20 protein-coding genes and 2 pseudogenes are annotated in these 21,375 nt (G+C 72.3%); 10 read left to right on the top strand and 12 right to left on the bottom strand.

The window, feature by feature from the left end; all coding sequences use genetic code 11:
- Nucleotides 1–67 precede the first annotated feature (67 nt).
- Nucleotides 68–1,018 (top strand): cytochrome c oxidase assembly protein, encoded by a 951-nt coding sequence (locus ACFWBD_RS15985; RefSeq protein ID WP_385667177.1) that lies wholly within the window; start codon nt 68–70, stop codon nt 1,016–1,018.
- 59 nt (nt 1,019–1,077) lie between these two features.
- Nucleotides 1,078–1,260 carry a hypothetical protein gene (locus ACFWBD_RS15980; protein ID WP_355704562.1) on the top strand — a complete coding sequence of 61 codons (183 nt, stop codon included), beginning with the start codon at nt 1,078–1,080 and terminating at the stop codon, nt 1,258–1,260.
- Here ACFWBD_RS15980 and ACFWBD_RS15975 read toward each other — a convergent pair.
- Genes ACFWBD_RS15975 through ACFWBD_RS15960 form a run of 4 tightly spaced genes read right to left on the bottom strand, consistent with a single transcriptional unit; the run spans nt 1,229 to nt 5,340 of the window.
- Entirely contained in the window at nt 1,229–2,452 is a 1,224-nt protein-coding gene (locus ACFWBD_RS15975; protein WP_385667176.1) for a sensor histidine kinase, read from the bottom strand. The two genes, ACFWBD_RS15980 and ACFWBD_RS15975, sit on opposite strands and share 32 nt — an antisense overlap.
- 31 nt (nt 2,453–2,483) lie before the next feature.
- Nucleotides 2,484–4,214, bottom strand: a complete 1,731-nt coding sequence (locus ACFWBD_RS15970) for a cation acetate symporter (protein WP_385667175.1) — start codon at nt 4,212–4,214, stop codon at nt 2,484–2,486.
- Complete coding sequence (locus tag ACFWBD_RS15965) at nt 4,211–4,579, bottom strand: hypothetical protein (RefSeq protein WP_385667191.1); 369 nt, start codon at nt 4,577–4,579, stop codon at nt 4,211–4,213. Before ACFWBD_RS15965 ends, ACFWBD_RS15970 begins: the two co-directional genes overlap by 4 nt.
- Nucleotides 4,576–5,340 (bottom strand): LytR/AlgR family response regulator transcription factor, encoded by a 765-nt coding sequence (locus ACFWBD_RS15960; protein WP_385667174.1) that lies wholly within the window; start codon nt 5,338–5,340, stop codon nt 4,576–4,578. Before ACFWBD_RS15960 ends, ACFWBD_RS15965 begins: the two co-directional genes overlap by 4 nt.
- A 78-nt stretch (nt 5,341–5,418) precedes the next feature.
- Here ACFWBD_RS15960 and ACFWBD_RS15955 point away from each other — a divergent pair, with 78 nt between their 5' ends.
- From ACFWBD_RS15955 to ACFWBD_RS15930, 6 genes are all read left to right on the top strand, one after another.
- A complete protein-coding gene (locus tag ACFWBD_RS15955; protein ID WP_351754763.1) occupies nt 5,419–5,904 on the top strand; it encodes an Lrp/AsnC family transcriptional regulator in 486 nt (161 codons plus the stop codon).
- Between the two features lie 163 nt (nt 5,905–6,067).
- The gene (gene ddaH, locus ACFWBD_RS15950; protein WP_385667173.1) at nt 6,068–6,880 is read left to right on the top strand and encodes a dimethylargininase; all 813 of its coding nucleotides are present in this window, start codon (nt 6,068–6,070) and stop codon (nt 6,878–6,880) included.
- The gene (rocD, locus tag ACFWBD_RS15945; RefSeq protein ID WP_385667172.1) at nt 6,877–8,106 is read left to right on the top strand and encodes an ornithine--oxo-acid transaminase; all 1,230 of its coding nucleotides are present in this window, start codon (nt 6,877–6,879) and stop codon (nt 8,104–8,106) included. The genes ddaH and rocD overlap by 4 nt, the downstream gene beginning before the upstream one ends.
- 145 nt (nt 8,107–8,251) lie before the next feature.
- Nucleotides 8,252–10,717: a SpoIIE family protein phosphatase gene (locus ACFWBD_RS15940; RefSeq protein WP_385667171.1), complete on the top strand. Its 2,466-nt coding sequence runs from the start codon at nt 8,252–8,254 to the stop codon at nt 10,715–10,717.
- A gap of 82 nt (nt 10,718–10,799) precedes the next feature.
- The gene (locus ACFWBD_RS15935; RefSeq protein ID WP_385667170.1) at nt 10,800–12,050 is read left to right on the top strand and encodes a PP2C family protein-serine/threonine phosphatase; all 1,251 of its coding nucleotides are present in this window, start codon (nt 10,800–10,802) and stop codon (nt 12,048–12,050) included.
- Nucleotides 12,051–12,339: 289 nt separating this feature from the next.
- Nucleotides 12,340–13,077: a lysophospholipid acyltransferase family protein gene (locus ACFWBD_RS15930; RefSeq protein ID WP_385667169.1), complete on the top strand. Its 738-nt coding sequence runs from the start codon at nt 12,340–12,342 to the stop codon at nt 13,075–13,077.
- Nucleotides 13,078–13,223: 146 nt separating this feature from the next.
- On the opposite strand, the gene ACFWBD_RS15925 is transcribed toward ACFWBD_RS15930, so the two are convergent.
- From ACFWBD_RS15925 to ACFWBD_RS15890, 8 genes are all read right to left on the bottom strand, one after another.
- Nucleotides 13,224–14,756 carry an alpha/beta hydrolase gene (locus tag ACFWBD_RS15925; RefSeq protein ID WP_385667190.1) on the bottom strand — a complete coding sequence of 511 codons (1,533 nt, stop codon included), beginning with the start codon at nt 14,754–14,756 and terminating at the stop codon, nt 13,224–13,226.
- A 186-nt stretch (nt 14,757–14,942) separates the two neighbouring features.
- Nucleotides 14,943–15,701: an urease accessory protein UreD gene (locus ACFWBD_RS15920; RefSeq protein ID WP_385667168.1), complete on the bottom strand. Its 759-nt coding sequence runs from the start codon at nt 15,699–15,701 to the stop codon at nt 14,943–14,945.
- Between the two features lies 1 nt (nt 15,702).
- The gene (gene ureG, locus ACFWBD_RS15915) at nt 15,703–16,380 is read right to left on the bottom strand and encodes an urease accessory protein UreG (RefSeq protein WP_385667167.1); all 678 of its coding nucleotides are present in this window, start codon (nt 16,378–16,380) and stop codon (nt 15,703–15,705) included.
- A 149-nt stretch (nt 16,381–16,529) separates the two neighbouring features.
- A complete protein-coding gene (locus tag ACFWBD_RS15910; protein WP_385667166.1) occupies nt 16,530–17,204 on the bottom strand; it encodes an urease accessory protein UreF in 675 nt (224 codons plus the stop codon).
- Nucleotides 17,205–17,236: 32 nt separating this feature from the next.
- Complete coding sequence (locus ACFWBD_RS15905; RefSeq protein WP_385667165.1) at nt 17,237–18,958, bottom strand: urease subunit alpha; 1,722 nt, start codon at nt 18,956–18,958, stop codon at nt 17,237–17,239.
- Nucleotides 18,951–19,262: an urease subunit beta gene (locus ACFWBD_RS15900; protein WP_020131633.1), complete on the bottom strand. Its 312-nt coding sequence runs from the start codon at nt 19,260–19,262 to the stop codon at nt 18,951–18,953. The genes ACFWBD_RS15905 and ACFWBD_RS15900 overlap by 8 nt, the downstream gene beginning before the upstream one ends.
- A gap of 10 nt (nt 19,263–19,272) precedes the next feature.
- The gene (locus ACFWBD_RS15895) at nt 19,273–19,545 is read right to left on the bottom strand and encodes an urease subunit gamma (RefSeq protein ID WP_385667189.1); all 273 of its coding nucleotides are present in this window, start codon (nt 19,543–19,545) and stop codon (nt 19,273–19,275) included.
- Entirely contained in the window at nt 19,430–20,047 is a 618-nt protein-coding gene (locus ACFWBD_RS15890) for a TetR family transcriptional regulator C-terminal domain-containing protein (protein WP_385667188.1), read from the bottom strand. The genes ACFWBD_RS15895 and ACFWBD_RS15890 overlap by 116 nt, the downstream gene beginning before the upstream one ends.
- Nucleotides 20,048–20,218: 171 nt before the next feature.
- Here ACFWBD_RS15890 and ACFWBD_RS15885 point away from each other — a divergent pair.
- Together ACFWBD_RS15885 and ACFWBD_RS15880 are read left to right on the top strand one after the other, a co-directional pair.
- Nucleotides 20,219–20,968 (top strand): annotated as a pseudogene (locus ACFWBD_RS15885) (ABC transporter permease); the annotation flags it as partial.
- A pseudogene (locus ACFWBD_RS15880) lies at nt 20,926–21,375 on the top strand (ClpP family protease); the annotation flags it as partial. The pseudogenes ACFWBD_RS15885 and ACFWBD_RS15880, both read left to right, overlap by 43 nt.

Below are 21,375 nucleotides of genomic sequence, written 5' to 3'. Positions count from 1 at the left end.
CGGGGGCTTCTCTACTCTTGTGGGCGGCAGGAAACGTACAACCCCCCACGAATCAGGAGCCGGCGGCATGGGACACAGCGGGCACGGCATGACCATGGATCTGCCGCCGTTCACGCTGGGGCGGGGCCTTCAGTGGTCGGCGGACCCGTTCTTCCTCGTCGGCTGCCTGCTGGGACTGGGGCTGTACGGGTGGGGTGTCCTGCGGCTGCGCCGGCGCGGGGACGCGTGGCCGGTGGGGCGGACCGTGTCGTTCGTCGTCGGTGTGCTGACCATCGGGCTCGTCATGTGCACCAGGCTGAACGACTACGGCATGGTCATGTTCAGCGTGCACATGGTGCAGCACATGGTGATCAGCATGCTGTCGCCGATCCTGATCCTGCTGGGCGCGCCGATGACGCTGGCGCTACGCGCGCTGCCGGCCGCCGGCCGGGGTCGCAAGGGGCCGCGTGAGCTGCTGCTGATGCTGCTGCACAGCCGCTACATGCGGATCGTCACCCATCCCGCGTTCACCATCCCGCTGTTCATCGCGAGCCTGTACGCGCTGTACTTCACGGCGATCTTCGACTTCCTGATGGGCTCCAGGGTGGGGCACCTCGGGATGATGGTGCACTTCCTCGCCGTCGGCGTGGTGTTCTTCTGGCCGATCATCGGTGTGGACCCCGGTCCGAGCCGGCCCGGCTATCTGATGCGGATGCTGGAGCTGTTCGCGGGCATGCCGTTCCACGCGTTCTTCGGCATCGCGCTGATGATGGCGTCGCAGCCGATGGTCGAGACGTTCGAGAACCCGCCCGCCTCGCTCGGCATCGACGCGCTCTCCGACCAGAACGCGGCCGGCGGCATCGCCTGGGCGTTCAGCGAGATCCCGTCCGTGCTGGTGCTGATCGCGCTGCTGTTCCAGTGGTACGGCTCCGAGCAGCGGCAGGCCAAGCGCAAGGACCGGGCCGCGGACCGCGACGGCGACCAGGAGCTGGAGGCGTACAACGCCTATCTTGCGTCGCTCGACGCACACGGGCGCTGAACCCGGGGCACCATGGAGGGAATCGCCCTGCGGAGGGCGGCCCCGAGGAAGGTGTCGCGATGGCAGGTACCACGGACAGTTCCACGAAGACCATGGGGGTGTTCACCGTCGGCGGGCTCGTCGCGGTGACCGCCTACACGGTGGCGCTCGGCAGCAACGGCTGGCTGTGGTTCGGCTGGGTCGTGCTGGGACTGATCACGCTCGCCATGATCATGACGCAGACCGGCCCTGGCCGCCGGTGAGGCGGGCCGCCGAGTGCACGCCCGGCTGGTACTTCGGCAGCCGGGCGGTGATCTTCATCCCCGCCCCGAGGGCCGTCTCGATGACCAGGCCGTAGTCGTCGCCGTACACCTGGCGGAGCCGGTCGTCCACGTTGGACAGGCCGATGCCCCCCGACGGGCTCACCTCGCCCGCCAGGATGCGGCGCAGCGCGACCGGGTCCATGCCGGCGCCGTCGTCCTCGATGACGACCAGGGCCTCGGCGCCGGCGTCCCGCGCGGTGATCTGGATATGGCACTGGTCGGCCTTGCCCTCCAGGCCGTGCTTGACGGCGTTCTCGACGAGCGGCTGGAGGCAGAGGAAGGGCAGGGCCACCGGGAGGACCTCGGGGGCTATCTGGAGGGTGACGGCCAGACGGTCGCCGAAGCGGGCCCTGACCAGCGCCAGGTAGTGGTCGATGGCGTGCAGTTCGTCGGCGAGGGTGGTGAAGTCGCCGTGCCTGCGGAACGAGTAGCGGGTGAAGTCGGCGAACTCCAGGAGCAGCTCGCGGGCGCGTTCGGGGTCGGTGCGCACGAACGACGCGATCACCGCGAGCGAGTTGAAGACGAAGTGCGGGGAGATCTGGGCGCGCAGGGCCTTGATCTCCGCCTCGATCAGTTTCGTACGGGACTGGTCGAGGTCCGCCAGCTCCAGCTGGACGCTCACCCAGCGGGCCACCTCACCGGCCGCCCGGACCAGCACGGCGGACTCGCGGGGCGCGCAGGCCACGAGGACGCCGAGCACCCGGTCGTCGACGGTGAGCGGGGCGAGAACGGCCCAGCGGACGGGGCAGTCGGCGTGCTCGCAGGTGAGCCGGAAGGCCTCGCCCCGGCCGCTCTCCAGGGGGCCGGCCAGCCGTTCCATGATCTCGGTGCGGTGATGTGCTCCCACGCCGTCCCAGACCAGCACCTCGCTCTCGTCGGTCAGGCACAGCGCGTCCGTGCCGAGCAGGGTGCGCAGTCTGCGGGCCGATCTGCGGGCCGTCTCCTCCGTGAGGCCGGCCCTGAGCGGGGGCGCGGCGAGCGAGGCGGTGTGCAGGGTCTCGAAGGTGGCGTGCTCGACGGGGGTGCCCAGGCCGCCGAGGTTCTCGGGGCGGGCGGTGCGGCGGCCCAGCCAGAAGCCCACGGCGAGGAAGGGGAGGATCGCGATACAGACGCCCGCCAGGAAGCCGCTCATGCCGTCGCCTCCGCGGATGTCGCGTGCGCCGTCATGCCTTCGCCTCCGCCGCCCGCAGCTCTTCCGTGCGCAGTTCCTCGGGCAGGTGGAACCGTGCCAGGATCGCCGCCGTGCCGGCCGGGACCCGCCCCGGGGTGGCCAGGGACACCAGGATCATGGTGAGGAAGCCGAGCGGTACGGACCACAGCGCGGGCCAGGCGAGCAGCGCGTGCAGACCGCCCGTGCCGGGGAAGCCCGCCATGGTCGCGGCGACGGCGACGAACGCCGAACCACCGCCCACCAGCATCCCTGCGGCCGCGCCGGGCGGGGTCAGCCGGCGCCACCAGATGCCGAGGACGAGGAGCGGGCAGAAGGAGGACGCCGACACCGCGAAGGCCAGCCCGACGGCGTCGGCCACCGGCAGCCCGCCCACCAGCAGGCTCGCGGCGAGGGGCACGGCCATGGCGAGCCCGGTGCCCAGCCGGAAGTGCCGTACGCCGCGGGTCGGCAGGACGTCCTGGGTGAGCACGCCCGCGACGGCCATCGTCAGCCCGGAGGCCGTGGACAGGAACGCGGCGAAGGCTCCCCCGGCGACCAGCGCGCCCAGCAGGTCGCCGCCGAGGCCGCCGATCACCCGGTCGGGCAGCAGCAGGACGGCCGCGTCGGCGTCGCCGCTGAGGGCCAGCTCGGGGGCGTAGAGGCGGCCCAGGGCGCCGTAGACGGGTGGCAGCAGGTAGAAGGCGCCGATCAGGGCGAGGACGGCGACCGTGGTGCGGCGGGCGGCGACTCCGTGCGGGCTGGTGTAGAAGCGGACGACGACGTGCGGCAGGCCCATGGTGCCGAGGAACGTCGCGAGGATCAGGCCGTAGGTGGCGTACAGGGGGCGTTCCTCGCGGCCGGCGGCGAGGGAGGTGGACATGCCGCCGTTGCTGCCGCGCTCGGCGACGGGGACGGCGGTGCCCTCGGCGAAGGTGAGGCGGGTGCCCCGTTCGATGCGGTGGGTGCCGACGGGGAGCCGGAGCACGGCGTCCCGGTGCGGGCGGCCGTCGACGCGGCCGTCCACCGTCACGGTCAGGGGGCGGTCCAGTCTGAGGTCGAGGGTGTCGTCGATGCGCACGACCCGCTGGTCGCGGAAGGTGGCCGGTTCTTCGAAGGCGTCGCGGGGCGCGCCGTCGCCCTGCCAGGCGAGGACCAGGAAGAGGGCGGGGACGAGGAGGGCGGTGAGCTTGAGCCAGTACTGGAAGGCCTGCACGAAGGTGATGCTGCGCATGCCGCCCGCGGCGACGGTCGCGGTGACGACGACCGCGACGATCAGCCCGCCGAGCGAGTCGGGGGCGCCGGTCAGGACGGTCAACGTCAGTCCCGCTCCCTGGAGTTGGGGCAGCAGGTAGAGCCAGCCGACGCCGACGACGAAGGCGCCCGCGAGCCGCCGGGACGACTGGGAGGCGAGGCGGGCCTCGGCGAAGTCCGGGAGCGTGTAGGCGCCGGAGCGGCGCAGCGGGGCGGCGACGAAGAGCAGCAGCACGAGGTAGCCGGCGGTGTAGCCGACCGGGTACCAGAGCATGTCAGGGCCCTGGACCAGGACCAGGCCCGCGATGCCGAGGAAGGAGGCGGCGGAGAGGTACTCGCCGCTGATGGCGGCCGCGTTGAGGCGCGGGCCGACGGTGCGGGAGGCGACGTAGAAGTCGGAGGTGGTGCGGGAGATGCGCAGGCCGAAGGCGCCGACGAGGACGGTCGCGACGACGACGAGCGCGACGGCGGGGACGGCGAACGCCGAGTTCATCGGTCCTCGACCAGGCGTATGAGGTCGCGTTCGTTGCGTTCGGCGCGGCGCACGTACCAGCGGGCGAGCAGGACGAGCGGGGCGTAGAGGCAGAAGCCGAGGACCGCCCATTCGAGGCGGTGGGCGTCGGGCATCGCCGCGAAAAGCAGCGGCAGCGGCCCCACGAGCAGCACGAGGACGGCGAACACCGCGAGGGCGGCACGCAGTTGGGAGCGCATCAGGGAACGGACGTAGGTGTGGCCGAGGGTGGTCTGTTCGTCGATCTCGGAGCGCGGCCGGTAGTAGCCGGAGGCACGCCGGGTACGCCGGGCGGGGCCGGTGACGACGACACGCCGTTCGGCGGGGTCCTGGTGAGGCACGGTCAGGGCCTCCTCATCAGCAGGTCCCGCAGCTCGCGGGCGTGTCGGCGGCTGACCTGGAGTTCCTCGCCGCCGACCAGGACGCTCACCGTGCCGGTGTCCAGGCGGAGTTCGCCTATGTGGCGCAGGGCGACGAGATGGCGGCGGTGGATGCGGACGAAGCCGCGGGCGCGCCAGCGCTCCTCCAGGGTGGACAGCGGGATCCGCACCAGGTGGCTGCCGCGCTCGGTGTGCAGCCGGGCGTAGTCGCCCTGGGCCTCGACGTGGGTGATGTCGTCGACGGCGACGAAGCGGGTCACGCCACCGAGCTCGACGGATATGTGGTCCGGGTCGGGCTCGTGCACGGGGATGCGCGGAGCGGCTCCGCGGCGCCCGGCGGCTCTGAGTTCGACGGCGCGACGGACCGCCTCGGCGAGGCGTTCCTTGCGGACGGGCTTGAGGACGTAGTCGACGGCCTTGAGGTCGAAGGCCTGGACGGCGAAGTCCTCGTGGGCGGTGACGAACACGACCAGGGGCGGCCGCGCGAAGCCGGTGAGGAGGCGGGCGAGGTCGAGGCCGTCGAGGCCGGGCATCTGGATGTCCAGGAAGACCACGTCGATGGCCTCGGGGCCGTCGGGACCGGACTCCAGGGCGCGGTTGATGCGGCGCAGCGCCTCGGTCGCGTCGCCGGCGCCCTCCACGGCGGCGATCCGGGGGTCCGCGGTGAGCAGGTACAGCAGCTCCTCCAGCGAGGGGCGTTCGTCGTCGACGGCGAGGGCGCGCAGCATGAAGGTGGAGTGTAGGGGCGATCCGCACGCCTGGACATGTACCGGGGTGTGGACGTACGCGCTGGATACAGTGCCCACATGAACAGCGCGCCCGCCCCTTTCGACGAGCTCGACCGGAAGATCGTCACCGCTCTGATGGCGAACGCCAGGACGAGCTTCGCCGAGATCGGGACGGCTGTCGGGCTGTCGTCGACCGCGGTGAAGCGCCGGGTGGACCGGCTGCGGGACACCGGGGTGATCACCGGGTTCACGGCCACCGTGCAGCCGTCGGCGCTGGGCTGGCGCACGGAGGCGTACGTGGAGGTGTACTGCGAGGGCGCCGCGCCGCCCAGACGGCTCGCGGAGGTGGCGCGCAACCATCCGGAGATCACCGCGGCGATGACGGTGACGGGTGGGGCGGACGCGCTGCTGCATGTGCGGGCGCGGGACGTGGAGCACTTCGAGAACGTGCTGGAGCGCATCCGGGCCGAACCCTTCATCCGGAAGACGATCAGCGTGATGGTGCTGTCCCATCTGCTACCGGACAGTCCGGAGGCGGGCGCGAGCCAGCCCGCTCCCGAATAAACCTGGGATGGCGCAGTGAACCTGCGTCGACCAGGCGAATCACGCAGCATTCCTGCGTCAACGCGCAATGCTTGTTCCTTGTCGGGCCTCCCGGTCAGTTCCTACCTTGGTGTCGATCCCCCGTCGACACCGCAGGAAAATGGAAAGGTGGAGGTACCTCTCTGTGACCGAGACCCGTGTGCGGCGCCCCCGGCGTTTTCTCGTCTGTGAGCCCAGACATTTCGCCGTGCAGTACGCGATCAACCCCTGGATGCGTCCCGACAGCCCCGTCGACGTCGACCTCGCCCAGGAGCAGTGGCAGGCGCTGATCCGCGCCTACCGGGCCCACGGCCACACCGTGGACACCGTGGAGCCGGCCCCCGGCCTCCCGGACATGGTCTTCGCCGCGAACTCGGCGGTCGTGGTGGCGGGCCGGGTCTTCGGCTCCCTGTTCCACGCACCCGAGCGGCGGCCCGAGTCCGCCCACTACGACACCTGGTTCCAGGCCGCGGGCTACGACGTCCACCGGCCGGAGTCCGTCTGCGAGGGCGAGGGCGACCTGGTCTGGACGGGCCGGTACGTGCTGGCCGGCACCGGCTTCCGGACCACCCGTGAGGCACACCGGGAGGTGCAGGAGTTCTTCGGTCACCCGGTGATCAGCCTGACCCTGGTGGACCCGCACTTCTACCACCTGGACACGGCGCTGTTCGTCCTGGACGACGACAACATCTCGTACTACCCGGAGGCGTTCTCCTCCGGCAGCCGTGAGGTGCTCGCCCGGCTGTATCCGGACGCGGTGCTCGCCACCCGGGACGACGCCATGGTGTTCGGCCTCAACTCGGTCTCCGACGGGCGCCATGTCTTCATCGCGCCCCGGGCCGAGGCCCTCGCCTCCCGTCTCACCGAGCGCGGCTATGTCCCCGTCCCCGTCGACCTCTCGGAGTTCCAGAAGGCCGGCGGTGGCATCAAGTGCTGCACGCAGGAGATCCGTTCATGACCGCACCCGTCGTCCCGACGCGCACCTCCGCCGATCTGATCAGCGCCGAGGAGCCCGTCCTCGCGCACAACTACCATCCGCTGCCCGTGGTCGTCGCGAGCGCCGAGGGCGCCTGGGTGCAGGATGTCGAGGGCCGCCGCTACCTCGACATGCTGGCCGGCTACTCGGCCCTCAACTTCGGCCACCGGCATCCGCTGCTGATCGAGGCGGCCCACCGCCAGCTGGACCGTCTCACCCTCACCTCCCGTGCCTTCCACAACGACCGCCTCGCCGAGTTCGCCGAGCGGCTCGCGGAGCTGACCGGCCTGGACATGGTCCTGCCGATGAACACGGGCGCGGAGGCGGTCGAGAGCGGCATCAAGGTGGCCCGCAAGTGGGCGTACGAGGTGAAGGGCGTACCCGCCGACCGGGCGACGATCGTGGTGGCCGCCGAGAACTTCCACGGCCGTACGACGACGATCGTGAGCTTCTCGACGGACGAGACGGCGCGGGCGGGCTTCGGGCCGTTCACGCCGGGCTTCCGGATCGTGCCGTACAACGACCTGGCCGCGCTGGAGGCGGCCGTCGACGAGACGACGGCGGCGGTGCTGATCGAGCCGATCCAGGGCGAGGCGGGCGTCGTCATCCCCGACGACGGCTATCTGGCCGGGGTGCGGGAGCTGACCCGCCGCAGGAACTGCCTGTTCATCGCGGACGAGATCCAGTCCGGGCTCGGCCGTACCGGACGGACACTCGCCGTGGAGCACGAGGGGGTCGTCCCCGACGTGCTGCTGCTCGGCAAGGCGCTGGGCGGCGGGATCGTGCCGGTGTCGGCGGTGGTGGCCCGGCGGGAGGTGCTGTCGGTGCTGCGGCCGGGCGAGCACGGGTCGACGTTCGGCGGCAATCCGCTGGCCGCGGCGGTCGGCACGGCGGTGGTGGAACTGCTGGAGACGGGCGAGTTCCAGCGCCGGGCGACCGAACTGGGCGCCGTCCTGCGGGACGGGCTGACCGGGCTGGTCGGCAAGGGCGTCGTCGGATTCCGGGCGCGCGGGCTGTGGGCGGGCGTCGACGTCGACCCGGTACTGGGCACCGGCCGCGAGGTGAGCGAGCGCCTCATGCGGGAGGGCGTCCTGGTCAAGGACACCCACGGCTCGACCATCCGGCTGGCGCCGCCGCTGACGATCACCGGCGAGGAACTGGCCTCGGCGCTGGCCACCTTGGAGAGCGTGCTGACGCGGGACGCCTGAGGGACGCGCCCCGCGAGGGGCGCGGATTCCCGGCCAGGCCGGTGCGCGGCACCCGCCTCCCGGGTGGCTCGGCCGCTGTCGTGCAGGCAGGGTGAAGACTGAGTCAGGAGGTGGTAGACCACTCTCAGCGACAGAGAGGTCGGCCGTGGGCACACACGACGAGGACGACGTTGCCCGCCGGTGGTTCGACGTGGCGGACACCGCCCCCCTGCTGCTCGACACGCGGGGGGTGGTGACGAGCTGGACCAGGGACGCCGAGCGTTTGCTGGGGTATCCGGCCGCCGAGGCCGTGGGCACGGACCTGGCCGGGGTGCTCGCCCACGGGGACGCCGGACGCCTTCCGCACGTCATGGACCGGTGCCGTCGGGACGGCGGCTGGGTGGGGCTGCTGTCCGCCCGCCGCCGGGACGGGCGGCCGGTGTCCGTCATGGCGCGGTTCACCTCGGCCGACGAGCCCGGCGGCAGCGCGCGCTGGCTGGTCCTGCTGAACGAGATGTCCGACGCCCCCGGCTGGGGCATGAGCCGCGCGGTGCTGGAGCAGATGATCGGCGGCTCCCCGATCGGCATAGCGATGGTCGACACCGACCTGCGTTACGTGTGGTCGAACGCGGCACTGGCCACGTTCGGCGGCGGTCCGCCCGAGACCCGGCTGGGGCTGCGGCTGGCCGAGGTCCAGCCGGGGCTGGACTCCGAGGCGATCGAGGCACAGATGCGACGGGTGCTGGCGACCGGCGAACCCGTCCTCGGCTACGAACTCGTGGGGCGGGTACGGGCGGCACCGCACCGCGAGACCGCGCACATGCTGTCGTTCACCCGCCTGGACGACGACCACGGCGGCCCGATGGGCGTCTACTACACGGTCGTGGACATGACCGAGCGGCACCGCGCCCGGCAGCGGCTCGCCCTGCTCGACCGGGCCGGCCGGCGCATCGGCCGCAGTTTGGACATCGCCCGGACCGCTCAGGAGCTGGCGGACGTGGCGGTGCCGGGGTTCGCCGACCTCGTCACCGTGGATCTGCTGGAGCCGGTGCTGCGGGGCGCGGAGCCCACACCCGACCAGGCGAGGGACGACGTGGACGACTCCGTCACCCTGCGCAGGGCGGGGCGGCGGGCGACCGGCGATCCCGGCGACGTGTCCGGCACCCGGGAGGTCGTGCACCGGGCCGGCTCACCCGCGGTGCGGTGCCTGACCGGCGGGCGGCCCTGGCGGGTCGAACGCCTCGATCCGCTCGACCCGCTCGACCCGCTCGCCGAGGAGTGGGTCGCGGGTCTGCCCGCCGGCTCCGAGGCCCCCAGCGCCCTGATCGTGCCGGTCCGGGCGCGCGGCGTCACTCTCGGCGTGACCACGTTCCTGCGGCAGCACCTGCACGAGCCCTTCGGCGAGGACGACCTGGTCCTCGCCGAGGACCTCGTCTCCCGGGCGGCGGTCTGCGTGGACAACGCCCGCCGCTACACCCGCGAGCGCGACGCGGCCCTCGTCCTCCAGCGCAATCTGCTCCCCCGCCGGCTGCCCGAACAGGACGCGGTCGAGGTGGCCGCCTGCTACCGGCCGGCCGACGAGCTGACCGGCCTCGGCGGCGACTGGTACGACCTGATCCCGCTGTCGGGGGCCCGGGTGGCGCTGGTCGTCGGCGAGGTGCCCGGCCACGGCATCGACGCCGCCGCGGCCATGGGGCGCGTACGGACCGCCGTGCGCACCCTCGCCGCCCTGGATCTGCCGCCCGAGGAGATCCTCGCGCACCTCGACGACCTGGTCACCCGCATGGACGACGAGGAGGGCGTGGCGGCGGAGACGGAGCCGCAGGAACCGCGCACGGGCGGTGCCCAGACGGTCGGCACCGCGTGCGTGTACGTCGTCTACGACCCCGTCGACGGACGGTGTGTGATGGCCGCGGCCGGGCACCCCGACCCGGCCGTCGTCCTGCCCGACGGCAGCGTCATCTTCGTCGAGCTGCCCCAGGGGCCGCCGCTCGGCGCGGGCGGGCCGCCGTTCGAGTCGTCCGAGGTGACGCTGCCGGAGGGCAGCACGCTCGCGCTGCACACGGACGGTCTGCTGGCCCGGGGCGAGCGGTGGGCACTGGACACCGACCGGGAACGGCTGCGGCAGGCCCTGGAGCAGTCGGCGGACACGCTCGAGCTGCGCTGCGGGACGGTGATCGACGCCCTGGTCCCGGCCCGCCCCTACGACGACGTGGCCCTGCTGATGGCCCGGACCCGCCGGCTGGACGCCGACCGGGTCGCCGACTGGGAGCTGCCCGCCGACCCGGCGGCGGTGGCCGAGGCCCGCAAGACCGCGAGCCGCCGGCTGGCGGAGTGGGGTCTGGCGGAGCTGTCGTTCACCACCGAGCTGGTCGTGAGCGAGCTGGTCACCAACGCCATCCGGTACGCCGTCGGACCGATCCGGCTGCGGCTGATCCGCGAGCGCGCCCTGGTCTGCGAGGTCTTCGACGGCGGCGCCACCGCGCCGCATCTGCGCCATCCGCGCGCCACCGACGAGGGCGGCCGCGGGCTGCTGCTGGTCTCGCAGGTCACCCAGCGGTGGGGCACCCGCTTTCTGCCGGAGGGCAAGATCATCTGGGCCGAGCAGTCCCTCACCGATCCCGGCGTGTGACCGGCTCCGCGAAGCGGCTCATCAACCCCATTCGTCACATGACATGAGAAAATGACGCAAGACCGGCGGATGGGGCGCGGCCATGAACGACACGGCGATCGACTACGCGGCGGTGTTCCAGGCACTGCCGGGCATGGTGGCGCTGCTCACGCCCGAGCTGGTGTACGCGGACGCCAACAGGGAGTTCCTGCGGGTGACCGGCCGCAAGCGCGAGCAGCTGGTCGGCCGGCATCTCTTCGAGGTGTTCCCCGACAATCCGAACGACGGCGCCGCGAGCGGCATGCGCAACCTGGCGGCCTCGCTGCAACGGGTGCTGGCCACCGGCGAGCGGGAGGCCATGGCGCTCCAGCGCTACGACGTCGAGTCGAGCGAGCGGCCCGGCGAGTGGGACGAGCGCTACTGGAGCCCGGTCAACGCACCCGTGCACGGACGGGACGGCTCGGTGGTGCTGCTGGTGCACCGGGTCGAGGAGGTCACCGAGCTGATCCGGGCCCGTGGCGGCCGCGGGGCGGGCGGGGAGGCGCGGGCGGGCAGCCGGGGCCGCGTCCTGGAGGCCGAGCTGTACACCCGCGCCCGTGAGCTCCAGGAACTCAACGAGCGGCTGCGGCTGGCACACGCCCGCGAGCGCGAGGTGGCCCTCGCCCTTCAGGAGGCGATGCTGCCCGCCGGCCGGCAGGTCGGACACCACCGGGCCGCCGTGCGCTACCGGCCGGCGGTCGGCGCGCTCAACGTGTGCGGGGACTGGTACGACCTGGTGGACCTCGTCGGCGGCAACCGCATCGGCGTGTCGGTCGGCGACGTCGTCGGGCACGGCCTCGAGGCCGCCGGGGTGATGGGCCAGCTGCGCAGCGCGCTCAGCGCTACCTCCCGCGTCGCCGCGGGCCCCGCCGAGGCGCTGAACGTCCTCGGGCGGTACGCGCACGTCGTGGACGGCGCGGAATCGGCCACCGCGGTCACCACGTTCATCGACTTCGACCACCGCACCATCACCTACAGCAGCGCCGGGCATCCCCCGCCCGCGCTCGTCCACACCGACGGCCGGGTGGAGTTCCTCGACCGGGCCACCGACCCCCCGCTCGACGCCCGGCCCACCCCGGTCCGCCGGCCCCAGGCACGCACCGTCTACGACAGCGGCGCCACCCTCGCCCTGTACACCGACGGACTCGTGGAACGGCGGCACGAGGACATCGACACGGGCCTCGCCCGCCTCGCCGGCTCCCTCGCGCGCCACCGGGAGGCGGACCCGGAGTCCCTCGCCGACGCCGTCCTGCTGGAGCTGCTGCCGCCCGGGGGCGCGACCGACGACACAGCGCTGGTGATCGTGCGGCTGTGAGTGCCGCCGCCGGCTGCTGTCGGCAGGTCAAAAACGCCGGGGAGGTGAGGAGTTGGTGAAGATCCGTCGAGAGCGGTGCGACATCTGCGACGTCTCACCCTCGGCGGATGTGAGAACCGACACGGTTGCGGCAAGATCCGTGGAGATTCGACGAAAAAACGCCGCGGGCGCCTCCCGACGGCCGCACGATCGCTGCCCGCGGCTCCCAGCGGCTTGCTGCGCACCGTCCGGGAGCAGCACCCTGGGCAGGCGGCCATCCCGCCGATCCGCCGGAGTGAGGAGCGACCCCTTGTTCTACTACGTGCTCAAGTACGTCTTGCTGGGCCCCCTGCTGAGACTGGTCTTCCGACCGCGGATCGAAGGCCTCGAGCACGTACCGGAGTCGGGACCGGCGATCGTCGCCGGGAACCATCTGTCGTTCTCGGACCACTTCCTGATGCCCGCGATCCTCAAACGCCGCATCACCTTCCTCGCGAAGGCCGAGTACTTCACCGGCCCCGGCATCAAGGGCCGGCTGACCGCGGCCTTCTTCCGCAGCGCGGGCCAGATCCCGGTCGACCGCTCCGGCAAGGAGGCCGGCCAGGCCGCGATCCGCGAGGGCCTCGGCGTGCTGAGCAAGGACGAACTGCTCGGCATCTACCCGGAGGGCACCCGCTCCCACGACGGCCGCCTGTACAAGGGCAAGGTCGGGGTGGCCGTGATGGCGCTCAGGGCCCAGGTCCCCGTCATCCCCTGCGCGATGATCGGCACCTTCGAGGCGCAGCCGCCCGGCAAGGTGATCCCGACCCTGCACCCCGTGGCGATCCGCTTCGGCAAGCCCCTCGACTTCTCCCGCTACCTCGGCATGGAGAACGAGAAGGCGGTGCTGCGCGCGATCACCGACGAGATCATGTACGCGATCCTGACGCTGTCCGAGCAGGAGTACGTGGACCAGTACGCGGCCGTCGCCAAGGCGGAGGTGCAGGCGGCGGCCAAGGCGGCGAAGGCGGAGAGGGAGCGCAAGTTCCCGCGTCTGCCGTCGCGCTGACGGCCCGTCGCGAACGGCTGCTGTGCAGCTGATGCTCCGTAGCCGGTTCGTGGCTGACGTGCTGTGTGTGTAGCTGATGTTCCGTCAAGATGCCTCAAAGGGCGGCCGGATCGCTCCGGCCGCCCATCGCGGTCACACGGGCGGTGCTACGGCTTGGGCGTGGCGTGCGGCGCGCAGGTCACGTCCGCGGTGTCCAGCCTGCCGGTGAGGAGATAGGCGTCCACCCGCGCGTTGATGCAGGTGTTCACCAGGCCGGTCACTCCGTGGGAGCCGGCGTCCTTCTCGGTGATCAGACGGGAGCCCTTGAAGCGCTTGTGCAGTTCGACGGCACCCTCGTACGGGGTGGCCGCGTCGTCCGTGGACTGCACGATGAGCACCTGCGGCAGGCCCTTGTGGGTCTTGACGTCCACCGGCGTCTGCTGCTTGACCGGCCAGTAGGCGCACGGCAGGTTCATCCATGCGTTGGCCCAGGTCATGAACGGGTAGTCCTTGTTGAGCCGCGTGTTGTCGCTGTTCCACTTCCGCCAGCTGGTGGGCCACTTGGCGTCGGTGCACTCGACGGCGGTGTAGACGGCGTTGCCGTTCTCCGAGGAGATGTTGCCGGCCGTGTCGGTCAGGTCCGGTGCGGCCGCGTCGACGAGCGCCTGGGTGTCCCCCGCGAAGTACTTGCTGAAGACCGTGGCGATCGGGATCCACGAGGAGTCGTAGTACGGGGCGCTCTGGAAGAAGGAGATCAGCTCGGCCGGGCCGACGATCCCGCCGATGGGGTTCTTCTTCGCGGTGGCGCGCAGTTCGAGCCACTTGGCCTGGACGGCGGCGCGGGTGGTGCCGAGGTGGAAGGTGGCGTCGTTGGCGGCGACCCAGTCCTGCCAGTCCTTCCAGCGGCCCTCGAAGGCGACGTCCTGGTCGAGGTTGGCCTCGTACCAGATCTTCTCGCGGGAGGGGTTGACCACGCTGTCGACGATCATGCGGCGCAGGTGGCCGGGGAACATGGTGCCGTAGACGGCGCCGATGTAGGTGCCGTAGGAGACGCCCAGGAAGTTGAGCTTCTTCTCGCCCAGGGCGGCGCGGATCACGTCCAGGTCGCGGACGGTGTTCGGGGTGGTCATCTGCGCCAGCACGGCCTTGCCGCTGCGCTCGGCGCACCCGTCCGCGTACTCACGGGCGAGCTTGATCTGGGCGAGCTTGTCGGCCTCGCTGTCCGGGACCGGGTCGGCCTTCGGCGCCTTGACGAACTCCTGCGGGTCGATGCAGGAGATGGCCGCGGAGTGGCCGACGCCGCGCGGGTCGAAGCCCACGAAGTCGTAGGCCTTCGCCACGTTGGTCCAGACGGGGGCCTTGGTGGTGACACGGCGCGGGAAGCGCAGGCCCGAGCCGCCGGGTCCGCCGGGGTTGTAGACGAGCGCGCCCTGGCGCTCCTGGGCCGTGCCCGTGTTGCCGATGCGGTCGACGGCGAGCTTGATCTGCTTGCCGTTCGGCTTGGCGTAGTCGAGCGGCACGGTGACCCAGCCGCACTGGATCGGCTTCTCCAGGCCCCAGTCGGCGGGGCAGTCCTGCCAGTCGACGCCGGCCTTGCCGGCGCGCTCCGCGGCGATCGCGGCGCCACGCGCCTCCCGGTCCTGGCCCGGACGGCCGCTGGCCGCGCTCGCCGAGGGCGCCGCGACGGCGCCGGCGAGCATCGTCGCGGCGACGAGTACGCCGGCCGAGCCGAGCGCCGTGGTGCGCTTGTTCGGTCGTATGTCCTTCAAGTGGGAACTCCCCTACCTGGTGATGGCGGCAGAGGGATCCTCGCGGCTATGAGGCACCTGAGAAAAGGTGTCGTTGACCTTCTTTGCCAATCCGATAACCGGAAAGTGATGTACCGCTCACCGGATGTCGACAACGGCGAGCGCCTCGTCCAACGCCCGCCGCAAACGCAGCGCGTCGGGCGCGACGGCGGTGACGAGAGCTGCGGGCCCGGCGAGCGGCATGACCCTGGCGTGCTCGCCGACGCTCCGGGCCGCCGTCGGCCTCTCGAGGAACTCCGGTCGGACGACGACGAGTTGGCCCACGGCACGATACCCCGCGAGGACGGCGGGCCCGTCCCAGCCGCCGGGCGCGCCGGGTCCGCAGGCCAGTTCCTGATCGAGGACGACCCGCCCGGCGACCCGCACGGTGAGTCGGCTGGTCAGCCTCCCGGGCTCCTCCCCCACCCGGCCGAGCACCTGCTCCTCGCGCAGCACGAGCCGGGCGTCGGCCCCGAGCCCGACCCGTGTGGTGACGAACAGTTCACTCCCCTTGGCCGAGATCAACTGCTCGGGCAGCCAGCGCAGTTCGCCACCGTCGGCGACGGTGAGGCGTACGTCGTAGTGGGCCTCGTCCTTCGCCTGCCCGGGCAGGGCGATGGTCGCGGCGGCCGAACCGACGTGCAGCCGGGCGCCGCCTGCGACGTCGGCCTCGACGGCGAAGCGGTCGCCGCCGAGAGGTCCGCTCATGGCGCCGACGAGCATGACGCGCGCCTCGCCGTCGGCGGCCCGGGTGCGGCGCAGGGCGAGCGGTCCGTCGCTCTCGAGGACGGGCAGGGCGGTCCCGCCGCGCCCGTCGGGCCTCGCCCCGATGCGTGCGGTGGCGTGCACTCCGCTCATGTCACGCCGTCCAGGCGGCGAACTGCGCCCGCACCCACGCGGCGACGTCCGTGACACCGCCCTCGCTGCGCAACGACTGGAAGACGACCGGGAGTTCGGCCCGCTGGGCCTTGGCGTCGGCGGCCATCCGGGCGAGGTCGGAGCCGACGTACGGCGCGAGGTCGGTCTTGTTGACGACGAGCAGATCGGCGGTGGTGACACCGGGCCCGCCCTTGCGCGGGATGTCGTCCCCGCCGGCGACGTCGATGACGAAGATCTGCGCGTCCACGAGACCCTTGGAGAAGGTGGCGGTGAGGTTGTCCCCGCCGGACTCGACGAGGATCAGGTCCAGCGGCCCGGCCTCGTCCTCCAGATCCTCCACGGCCTCGAGGTTGGCGGAGATGTCGTCCCGGATCGCGGTGTGCGGGCAGGCGCCCGTCTCGACGGCGGTGATCCGTTCGGGCGGCAGCACGGCCTCCCGCAGCAGGAACTCGGCGTCCTCACGCGTGTAGATGTCATTGGTGACGACGGCGAGGGACAGTTCGTCACGCAGCGCCCGGCAGAGCGCGGCGACGGTGGCGGTCTTGCCGGACCCGACGGGGCCGCCGAGTCCGATACGGAGGGCGCGCCGCGATCCGTCCGTGCGGTGCGCGTCGGCGCTGACGGCGGCCGGCCCGTGGGGGGTGTGGTCGAGATGCATGGCTACGGCTCCTCAAGTCAGCCCGTCCGGCGTGTGAGGACGAGGCCCTTTCCAGGGCCGAACGGGGGTCCGGGGGCAGAGCCCCCAGGGTCGGGATCGGGAAGGGCGGCGGGGGCGACGGCATCCGTCTGCGGCACCGCCGCCGGCACTCACGAGGCGAACAGCCTTACCGGCCAGGCGGCGTGCACCTCCGCCCCGATCTCCAGCAGCGGCGCCGACGCCGCCGGCAGCACGTCGACGCCCTTCGTCGGCACCGCAGCCCCGCAGGACACCGCCCGGTCGACGACCCGGTCCAGCTCGGGCGCCAGCCGGGCCAGCACCGCCGTGGCCTCGAACGGGTCGAGGCTCAGCAGCCGCACCACGGCCGTCGCCGGTCCGCTCACGCTCTCGTAGACCGAGCAGTACGCCGCGTCCTCCGCCCCGAGCCCGGCCGCCCGCGCGGTCAGCCCCAACACCACGGGCTGATGGGCTCCCTTGGGGAACTCGCGTGCCAGTGCGTCGAGTTCGGTGCTCGGCCAGGCCGCCCGGGCGGCCCGCATCAGTTGCCGGCCCAGCTTCCTGGCGGTCAGCCGCAGCGCCGGGGACGGGGTGCGGGCGTCCGCCGCCGCGTCCAGCTCCGCCGGGTTCGCCCCGGCCGCGGCGGCGGCCGCCAGCGCCGCCGTCACCAGTCCCGCGGTGTGCAGCCTCCCGTGGAGGAAGGTCTCCAGGCTCGTCGCGCCGGTGATCCGGCCCGCCTTGACGGCCTCCTCCGCCCCTGCGGAGTGCGCGTGCCCTCCGGCGGGGAAGCGGCCGTCGGCCAGGACGAGCAGTGCTGCCCTTGTCACATCGATGTCCTCAGAACCGGATCAGAACCGCGTCAGAACAGGAAGTAGCGCTGAGCCATGGGCAGTTCGGCGGCCGGAGTCGCCTCGACCAGCTCGCCGTCGATGTGCACGGCGAAACTGTCGGGGTCGACCTGGACGCGCGGCCGGGCGTCGTTCTCCCGCATGTCCGCCTTGGTCACCCCGCGCGTGGAGTCGATGGCGACGAACCTCTTGCCCAGCTGCAGACGCTCCGGCAGCCCGTCCTCGATCGCGAGCGGCGCCACGAAGTTGAACGAGTTCGACGCGGGTGCCCGGCCGATCGCGCCGTACATCGGACGCGGCAGGATCGGCTGCGGCGTGGGGATCGAGGCGTTGGCGTCGCCCATCTGCGCGTACGCGATCTGTCCGCCCTTGATGACGAGGTGCGGCTTGACGCCGAAGAACGCCGGTTCCCACAGCACCAGGTCGGCGAGCTTGCCGCCCTCGACCGAGCCGATCTCGCGGGCCAGCCCCTGAGCCAGTGCGGGGTTGATCGTGTACTTGGCGATGTAGCGGCGCACCCGGTGGTTGTCCGCCCGGCCGTCGCCCGGCAGGGAGCCCCTGCGCCGCTTCATGACGTGCGCCGTCTGCCAGGTCCGCAGGACGACCTCGCCGACCCGGCCCATGGCCTGCGCGTCGGAGGAGATGATCGAGATCGCCCCGAGGTCGTGCAGGACGTCCTCGGCGCCGATCGTCGACGGCCTGATACGCGACTCGGCGAACGCCAGGTCCTCGGGGACCGCCGGGTTGAGGTGATGGCACACCATCAGCATGTCGAGGTGTTCCTCGGCGGTGTTCACCGTGTACGGCCGCGTCGGATTGGTCGAGCTCGGCAGCACGTGCGGCTCGGAGACCACGGTCATGATGTCCGGCGCGTGCCCGCCGCCCGCACCCTCGGTGTGGTAGGCGTGGATGCCGCGTCCGGCTATCGCGGCGAGCGTGTCCCCGACGAACCCGGCCTCGTTGAGGGTGTCCGTGTGGATCGCGACCTGGATGCCCGTCCGGTCGGCCACGGTCAGCGAGGCGTCGATGACGGCGGGTGTCGAGCCCCAGTCCTCGTGCAGCTTCAGGCCGAGCGCCCCGCCCCGGATCTGCGACAGCATCGCGTCCTGCGAGACGGTGTTGCCCTTGCCGAGGAAGCCGATGTTCAGCGGGTACTGCTCCATCGCCTCCAGCATCCGCGCGAGGTGCCAGGGGCCGGGCGTGACGGTGGTCGCCTTCGAGCCCTCGGCCGGTCCGGTGCCGCCGCCGACCAGTGTGGTGACACCGGCGGACAGCGCCTCGTCGGCGATCTGCGGGCAGATGAAGTGGACGTGCGCGTCGACCGCGCCGGCCGTCAGGATCCGTCCGTTGCCGGCGATGATCTCGGTCTCCGGGCCGATGACCAGGTCCGGGTGGACCCCGTCCATCGTGTCGGGGTTGCCGGCCTTGCCGATCCCGGTGATGCGCCCGTCGCGGATGCCGACGTCGGCCTTCACCACCCCCCAGTGGTCGACGACGACCGCGCCCGTGATGACGGTGTCGGGTGTGCCGTCCGCGCGCGTGGCGCGGGACTGTCCCATGGACTCACGGATGACCTTGCCGCCGCCGAAGACCGCTTCGTCACCGGCGAGTCCGGGGCCGCCGCAGCGGTCCTCCTCGATCTCGATCAGCAGGTCGGTGTCGGCGAGCCGGATGCGGTCGCCGGTCGTCGGACCGAACAGGTCGGCGTACGCGGCACGCGAGATCTCAGGCATCGAGGGCACCTCCGGTCTCCCCGCGCAGACCGGGCACGACCCGGGCGCCGGCGAGGGGGACGAGTTCGACGTCGACGGGGATCCCGGGCTCGAAGCGCACGGCGGTGCCGGCGGCGACGTTCAGCCGTCGGCCGCGCGCGGCGGCGCGGTCGAACTCCAGGCCGGGGTTGGCCTCGGCGAAGTGGTAGTGGGAGCCGACCTGGACGGGCCGGTCGGCGGCGTTGAGGACGGTGAGCCGGGTGACCTCGCGGCCCTCGTTGTAGACGACCGGGTCCGCCGCGAACAGGATCTCTCCGGGAATCATCGACGCCCCCTCAGACGATCGGGTCGTGGACGGTGACGAGCTTGGTGCCGTCCGGGAAGGTGGCCTCGACCTGGACGTCGTGGATCATCTCGGGGATGCCCTCCATGACGTCGTCGCGGGTGAGCAGCTTGCGGCCGGAGGACATCAGCTCGGCCACCGTACGGCCGTCACGCGCCCCTTCGAGGATGTGCGACGTGATGAGGGCCACGGCTTCCGGGTGGTTGAGCCTGAGCCCGCGGGCCCGGCGCTTCTCGGCGACGTCGGCCGCCACGTGGATCAGCAGCCTCTCCTGCTCGTGCGGGGTCAGTTGCACGTCCCACCTCACATCCTCGCTCCGGACCGTGCGGGGCCCGGTTCCGCGGCCACGGGGAAAAGACCCTGGTGGCATGGATCGGCAGGCTAGTTGGACCGCATTTCGAGCAAGTTAACCGAGCTGTGATCGATTCAGGCCCCGACAGCGGGGCCGACACGCTCATCAACGCGCGCAGCCCGTCACGCAGTACCTCGACGGGGGCGGGCCCGAGCAGCGACTGCTGGACGAGGAAGCCGAGGACGACGGCGATCAACGTGCGGGCCACATGGTCGGGCGACACATCGGACCGCATCATCCCGGCCTCCTGGTAGGCGACCACGATCCGCCCCCACGCCTCGCGCACCCCGCTGTAGCCCTCGCTCAGGATCGCCGCCAGTTCAGGGTTGCGCAGCGTCTTGGTCCACACCTGGATCACCAGGCGGGGGAAGGCCGGCTGCCCGTCGACGGTCAGGGACTCCCGGGAGGCGTGCACCCGGCCGAAGACCGAGGAGACCAGGATGTCGGGCGCCGGTGGCGGAATGTGCCGGCCCTCCTCCTCGAAGCTCTCGCGGACCTCGCCGAGCACCTCGCCGACGATCGCGGCGATGAGCTTCTTTTTACCGCTCACGCCGACCCGACCCGCCCGCTTCCAGGGGGAGCCCCCATGCCCGCCACCCGGCGACTGATCGCCGTCGTCCTGCTCGTCCCGACCCTCGCCGCCGTCGCCCTGTGGGCCTTCGCCTGGCCGGCCGCCCGCACCGCGCCCCGCGACCTGCCGATCGGCGTGGCCGGCCCGCCCGCCGCGACCGCGCAGCCGGAGAGGCGACTGACCCGGCACGGGGGCGCCTTCGATCCACCACTACGCCGACGGGACGGCCGCCCGGGACGCCGTGGAGGACCGCACCGTATACGGCGCGGTGGTCGTCACGGCCGAGGGGTCCGAGCTGCTGACCGCCTCGGCCGCGAGCCCACTGGTCGCGCAGCTGCTCCAGCAGGCGGCCGCGCAGCCTGCGGCCGCCTCGGGCACCCGGGTGAGGACGGTGGACGTGGTGGCGGCGCCGGCCGCCGACCCGCGCGGTTCGGCCCTCGGTGCGAGCGTGCTGCCGCTGGCCCTCGCCGGGATCGCGGCCGGCGCGGTGGCGTCCCTGCTGGGCCTGCGCGGGTCCGTGCCGTGATGGCGCTGGTCGGCGCCGCCGCCCTGGTCGGGCTGGTCGCCGCGGCGCTGGCGCACAGCTGGCTCGGGGTGCTCACCGGTGACTGGTGGGCGGAGGCCGCGGTGCTGGGGCTGTCGACGCTGGCGGTGAGCGCGGCGGTGGCGGGCTGTGCCGCGCTGCTCGGCACGCCGGGCATCGGAGTCGTGTCGTTCTTGGTGATGGGGACATCGCGCTGTACATCAACTCCCCCGGCGGCTCCTTCAGCGCGATGACGGCCCTCTACGACACCATCCGGTACGTCACCTGCGACGTGGAGACGACCTGCCTGGGCCAGGCGGGCTCGACCGCGGCGGTGCTGCCGGCGGCGGGCACTCCGGGCAAGCGGTACGCACTGCCGGGCGCGCGGATGACGATCCGCCAGCCGTCCCTGCCCGAGCCCTTCGAGGGACAGGCGAGCGACCTGGCCGTCCAGGCCGAGGAGCTGGCACGCACCCGCGCGAGCCTGGAGGAGATGCTCGTACGGCACACCGGGCGGACGCCGGAGCAGGTGACCGCGGACATCGAGCGGGACACGTTCCTCACCGCCCAGGAGGCCGTGGCGTACGGCCTGGTGGACGGAATCGTCCCCAGCCGCAAGGCCTCGGCCGGCACGCCCGGCGGGAGGTGA

The organism is Streptomyces sp. NPDC060002, from assembly GCF_042737245.1.
Taxonomy (GTDB): Bacteria; Actinomycetota; Actinomycetes; order Streptomycetales; family Streptomycetaceae; genus Streptomyces.
Note: the sequence above shows the minus strand (reverse complement) of the source record. Positions and strands in the feature narration are given on the sequence as shown.

Excerpts from the sequence above, each read along its gene's own strand:
- ACFWBD_RS15975 (WP_385667176.1), bottom strand. The coding sequence starts at position 2,452 with ATGAGCGGCTTCCTGGCGGGCGTCTGTATCGCGATCCTCCCCTTCCTC.
- ACFWBD_RS15925 (WP_385667190.1), bottom strand. The coding sequence starts at position 14,756 with ATGCTCGCCGGCGCCGTCGCGGCGCCCTCGGCGAGCGCGGCCAGCGGC.
- ACFWBD_RS15960 (WP_385667174.1), bottom strand. The coding sequence starts at position 5,340 with ATGCTGCGCGCCCTCGCCGTCGACGACGAACGCCCCTCGCTGGAGGAG.
- ACFWBD_RS15955 (WP_351754763.1), top strand. The coding sequence starts at position 5,419 with ATGAACAGCGCGCCCGCCCCTTTCGACGAGCTCGACCGGAAGATCGTC.
- ACFWBD_RS15935 (WP_385667170.1), top strand. The coding sequence starts at position 10,800 with ATGAACGACACGGCGATCGACTACGCGGCGGTGTTCCAGGCACTGCCG.
- rocD (WP_385667172.1), top strand. The coding sequence starts at position 6,877 with ATGACCGCACCCGTCGTCCCGACGCGCACCTCCGCCGATCTGATCAGC.
- ACFWBD_RS15905 (WP_385667165.1), bottom strand. The coding sequence starts at position 18,958 with ATGCCTGAGATCTCGCGTGCCGCGTACGCCGACCTGTTCGGTCCGACG.
- ureG (WP_385667167.1), bottom strand. The coding sequence starts at position 16,380 with ATGCATCTCGACCACACCCCCCACGGGCCGGCCGCCGTCAGCGCCGAC.
- ACFWBD_RS15920 (WP_385667168.1), bottom strand. The coding sequence starts at position 15,701 with ATGAGCGGAGTGCACGCCACCGCACGCATCGGGGCGAGGCCCGACGGG.
- ACFWBD_RS15985 (WP_385667177.1), top strand. The coding sequence starts at position 68 with ATGGGACACAGCGGGCACGGCATGACCATGGATCTGCCGCCGTTCACG.
- ACFWBD_RS15970 (WP_385667175.1), bottom strand. The coding sequence starts at position 4,214 with ATGAACTCGGCGTTCGCCGTCCCCGCCGTCGCGCTCGTCGTCGTCGCG.
- ACFWBD_RS15900 (WP_020131633.1), bottom strand. The coding sequence starts at position 19,262 with ATGATTCCCGGAGAGATCCTGTTCGCGGCGGACCCGGTCGTCTACAAC.
- ACFWBD_RS15980 (WP_355704562.1), top strand. The coding sequence starts at position 1,078 with ATGGCAGGTACCACGGACAGTTCCACGAAGACCATGGGGGTGTTCACC.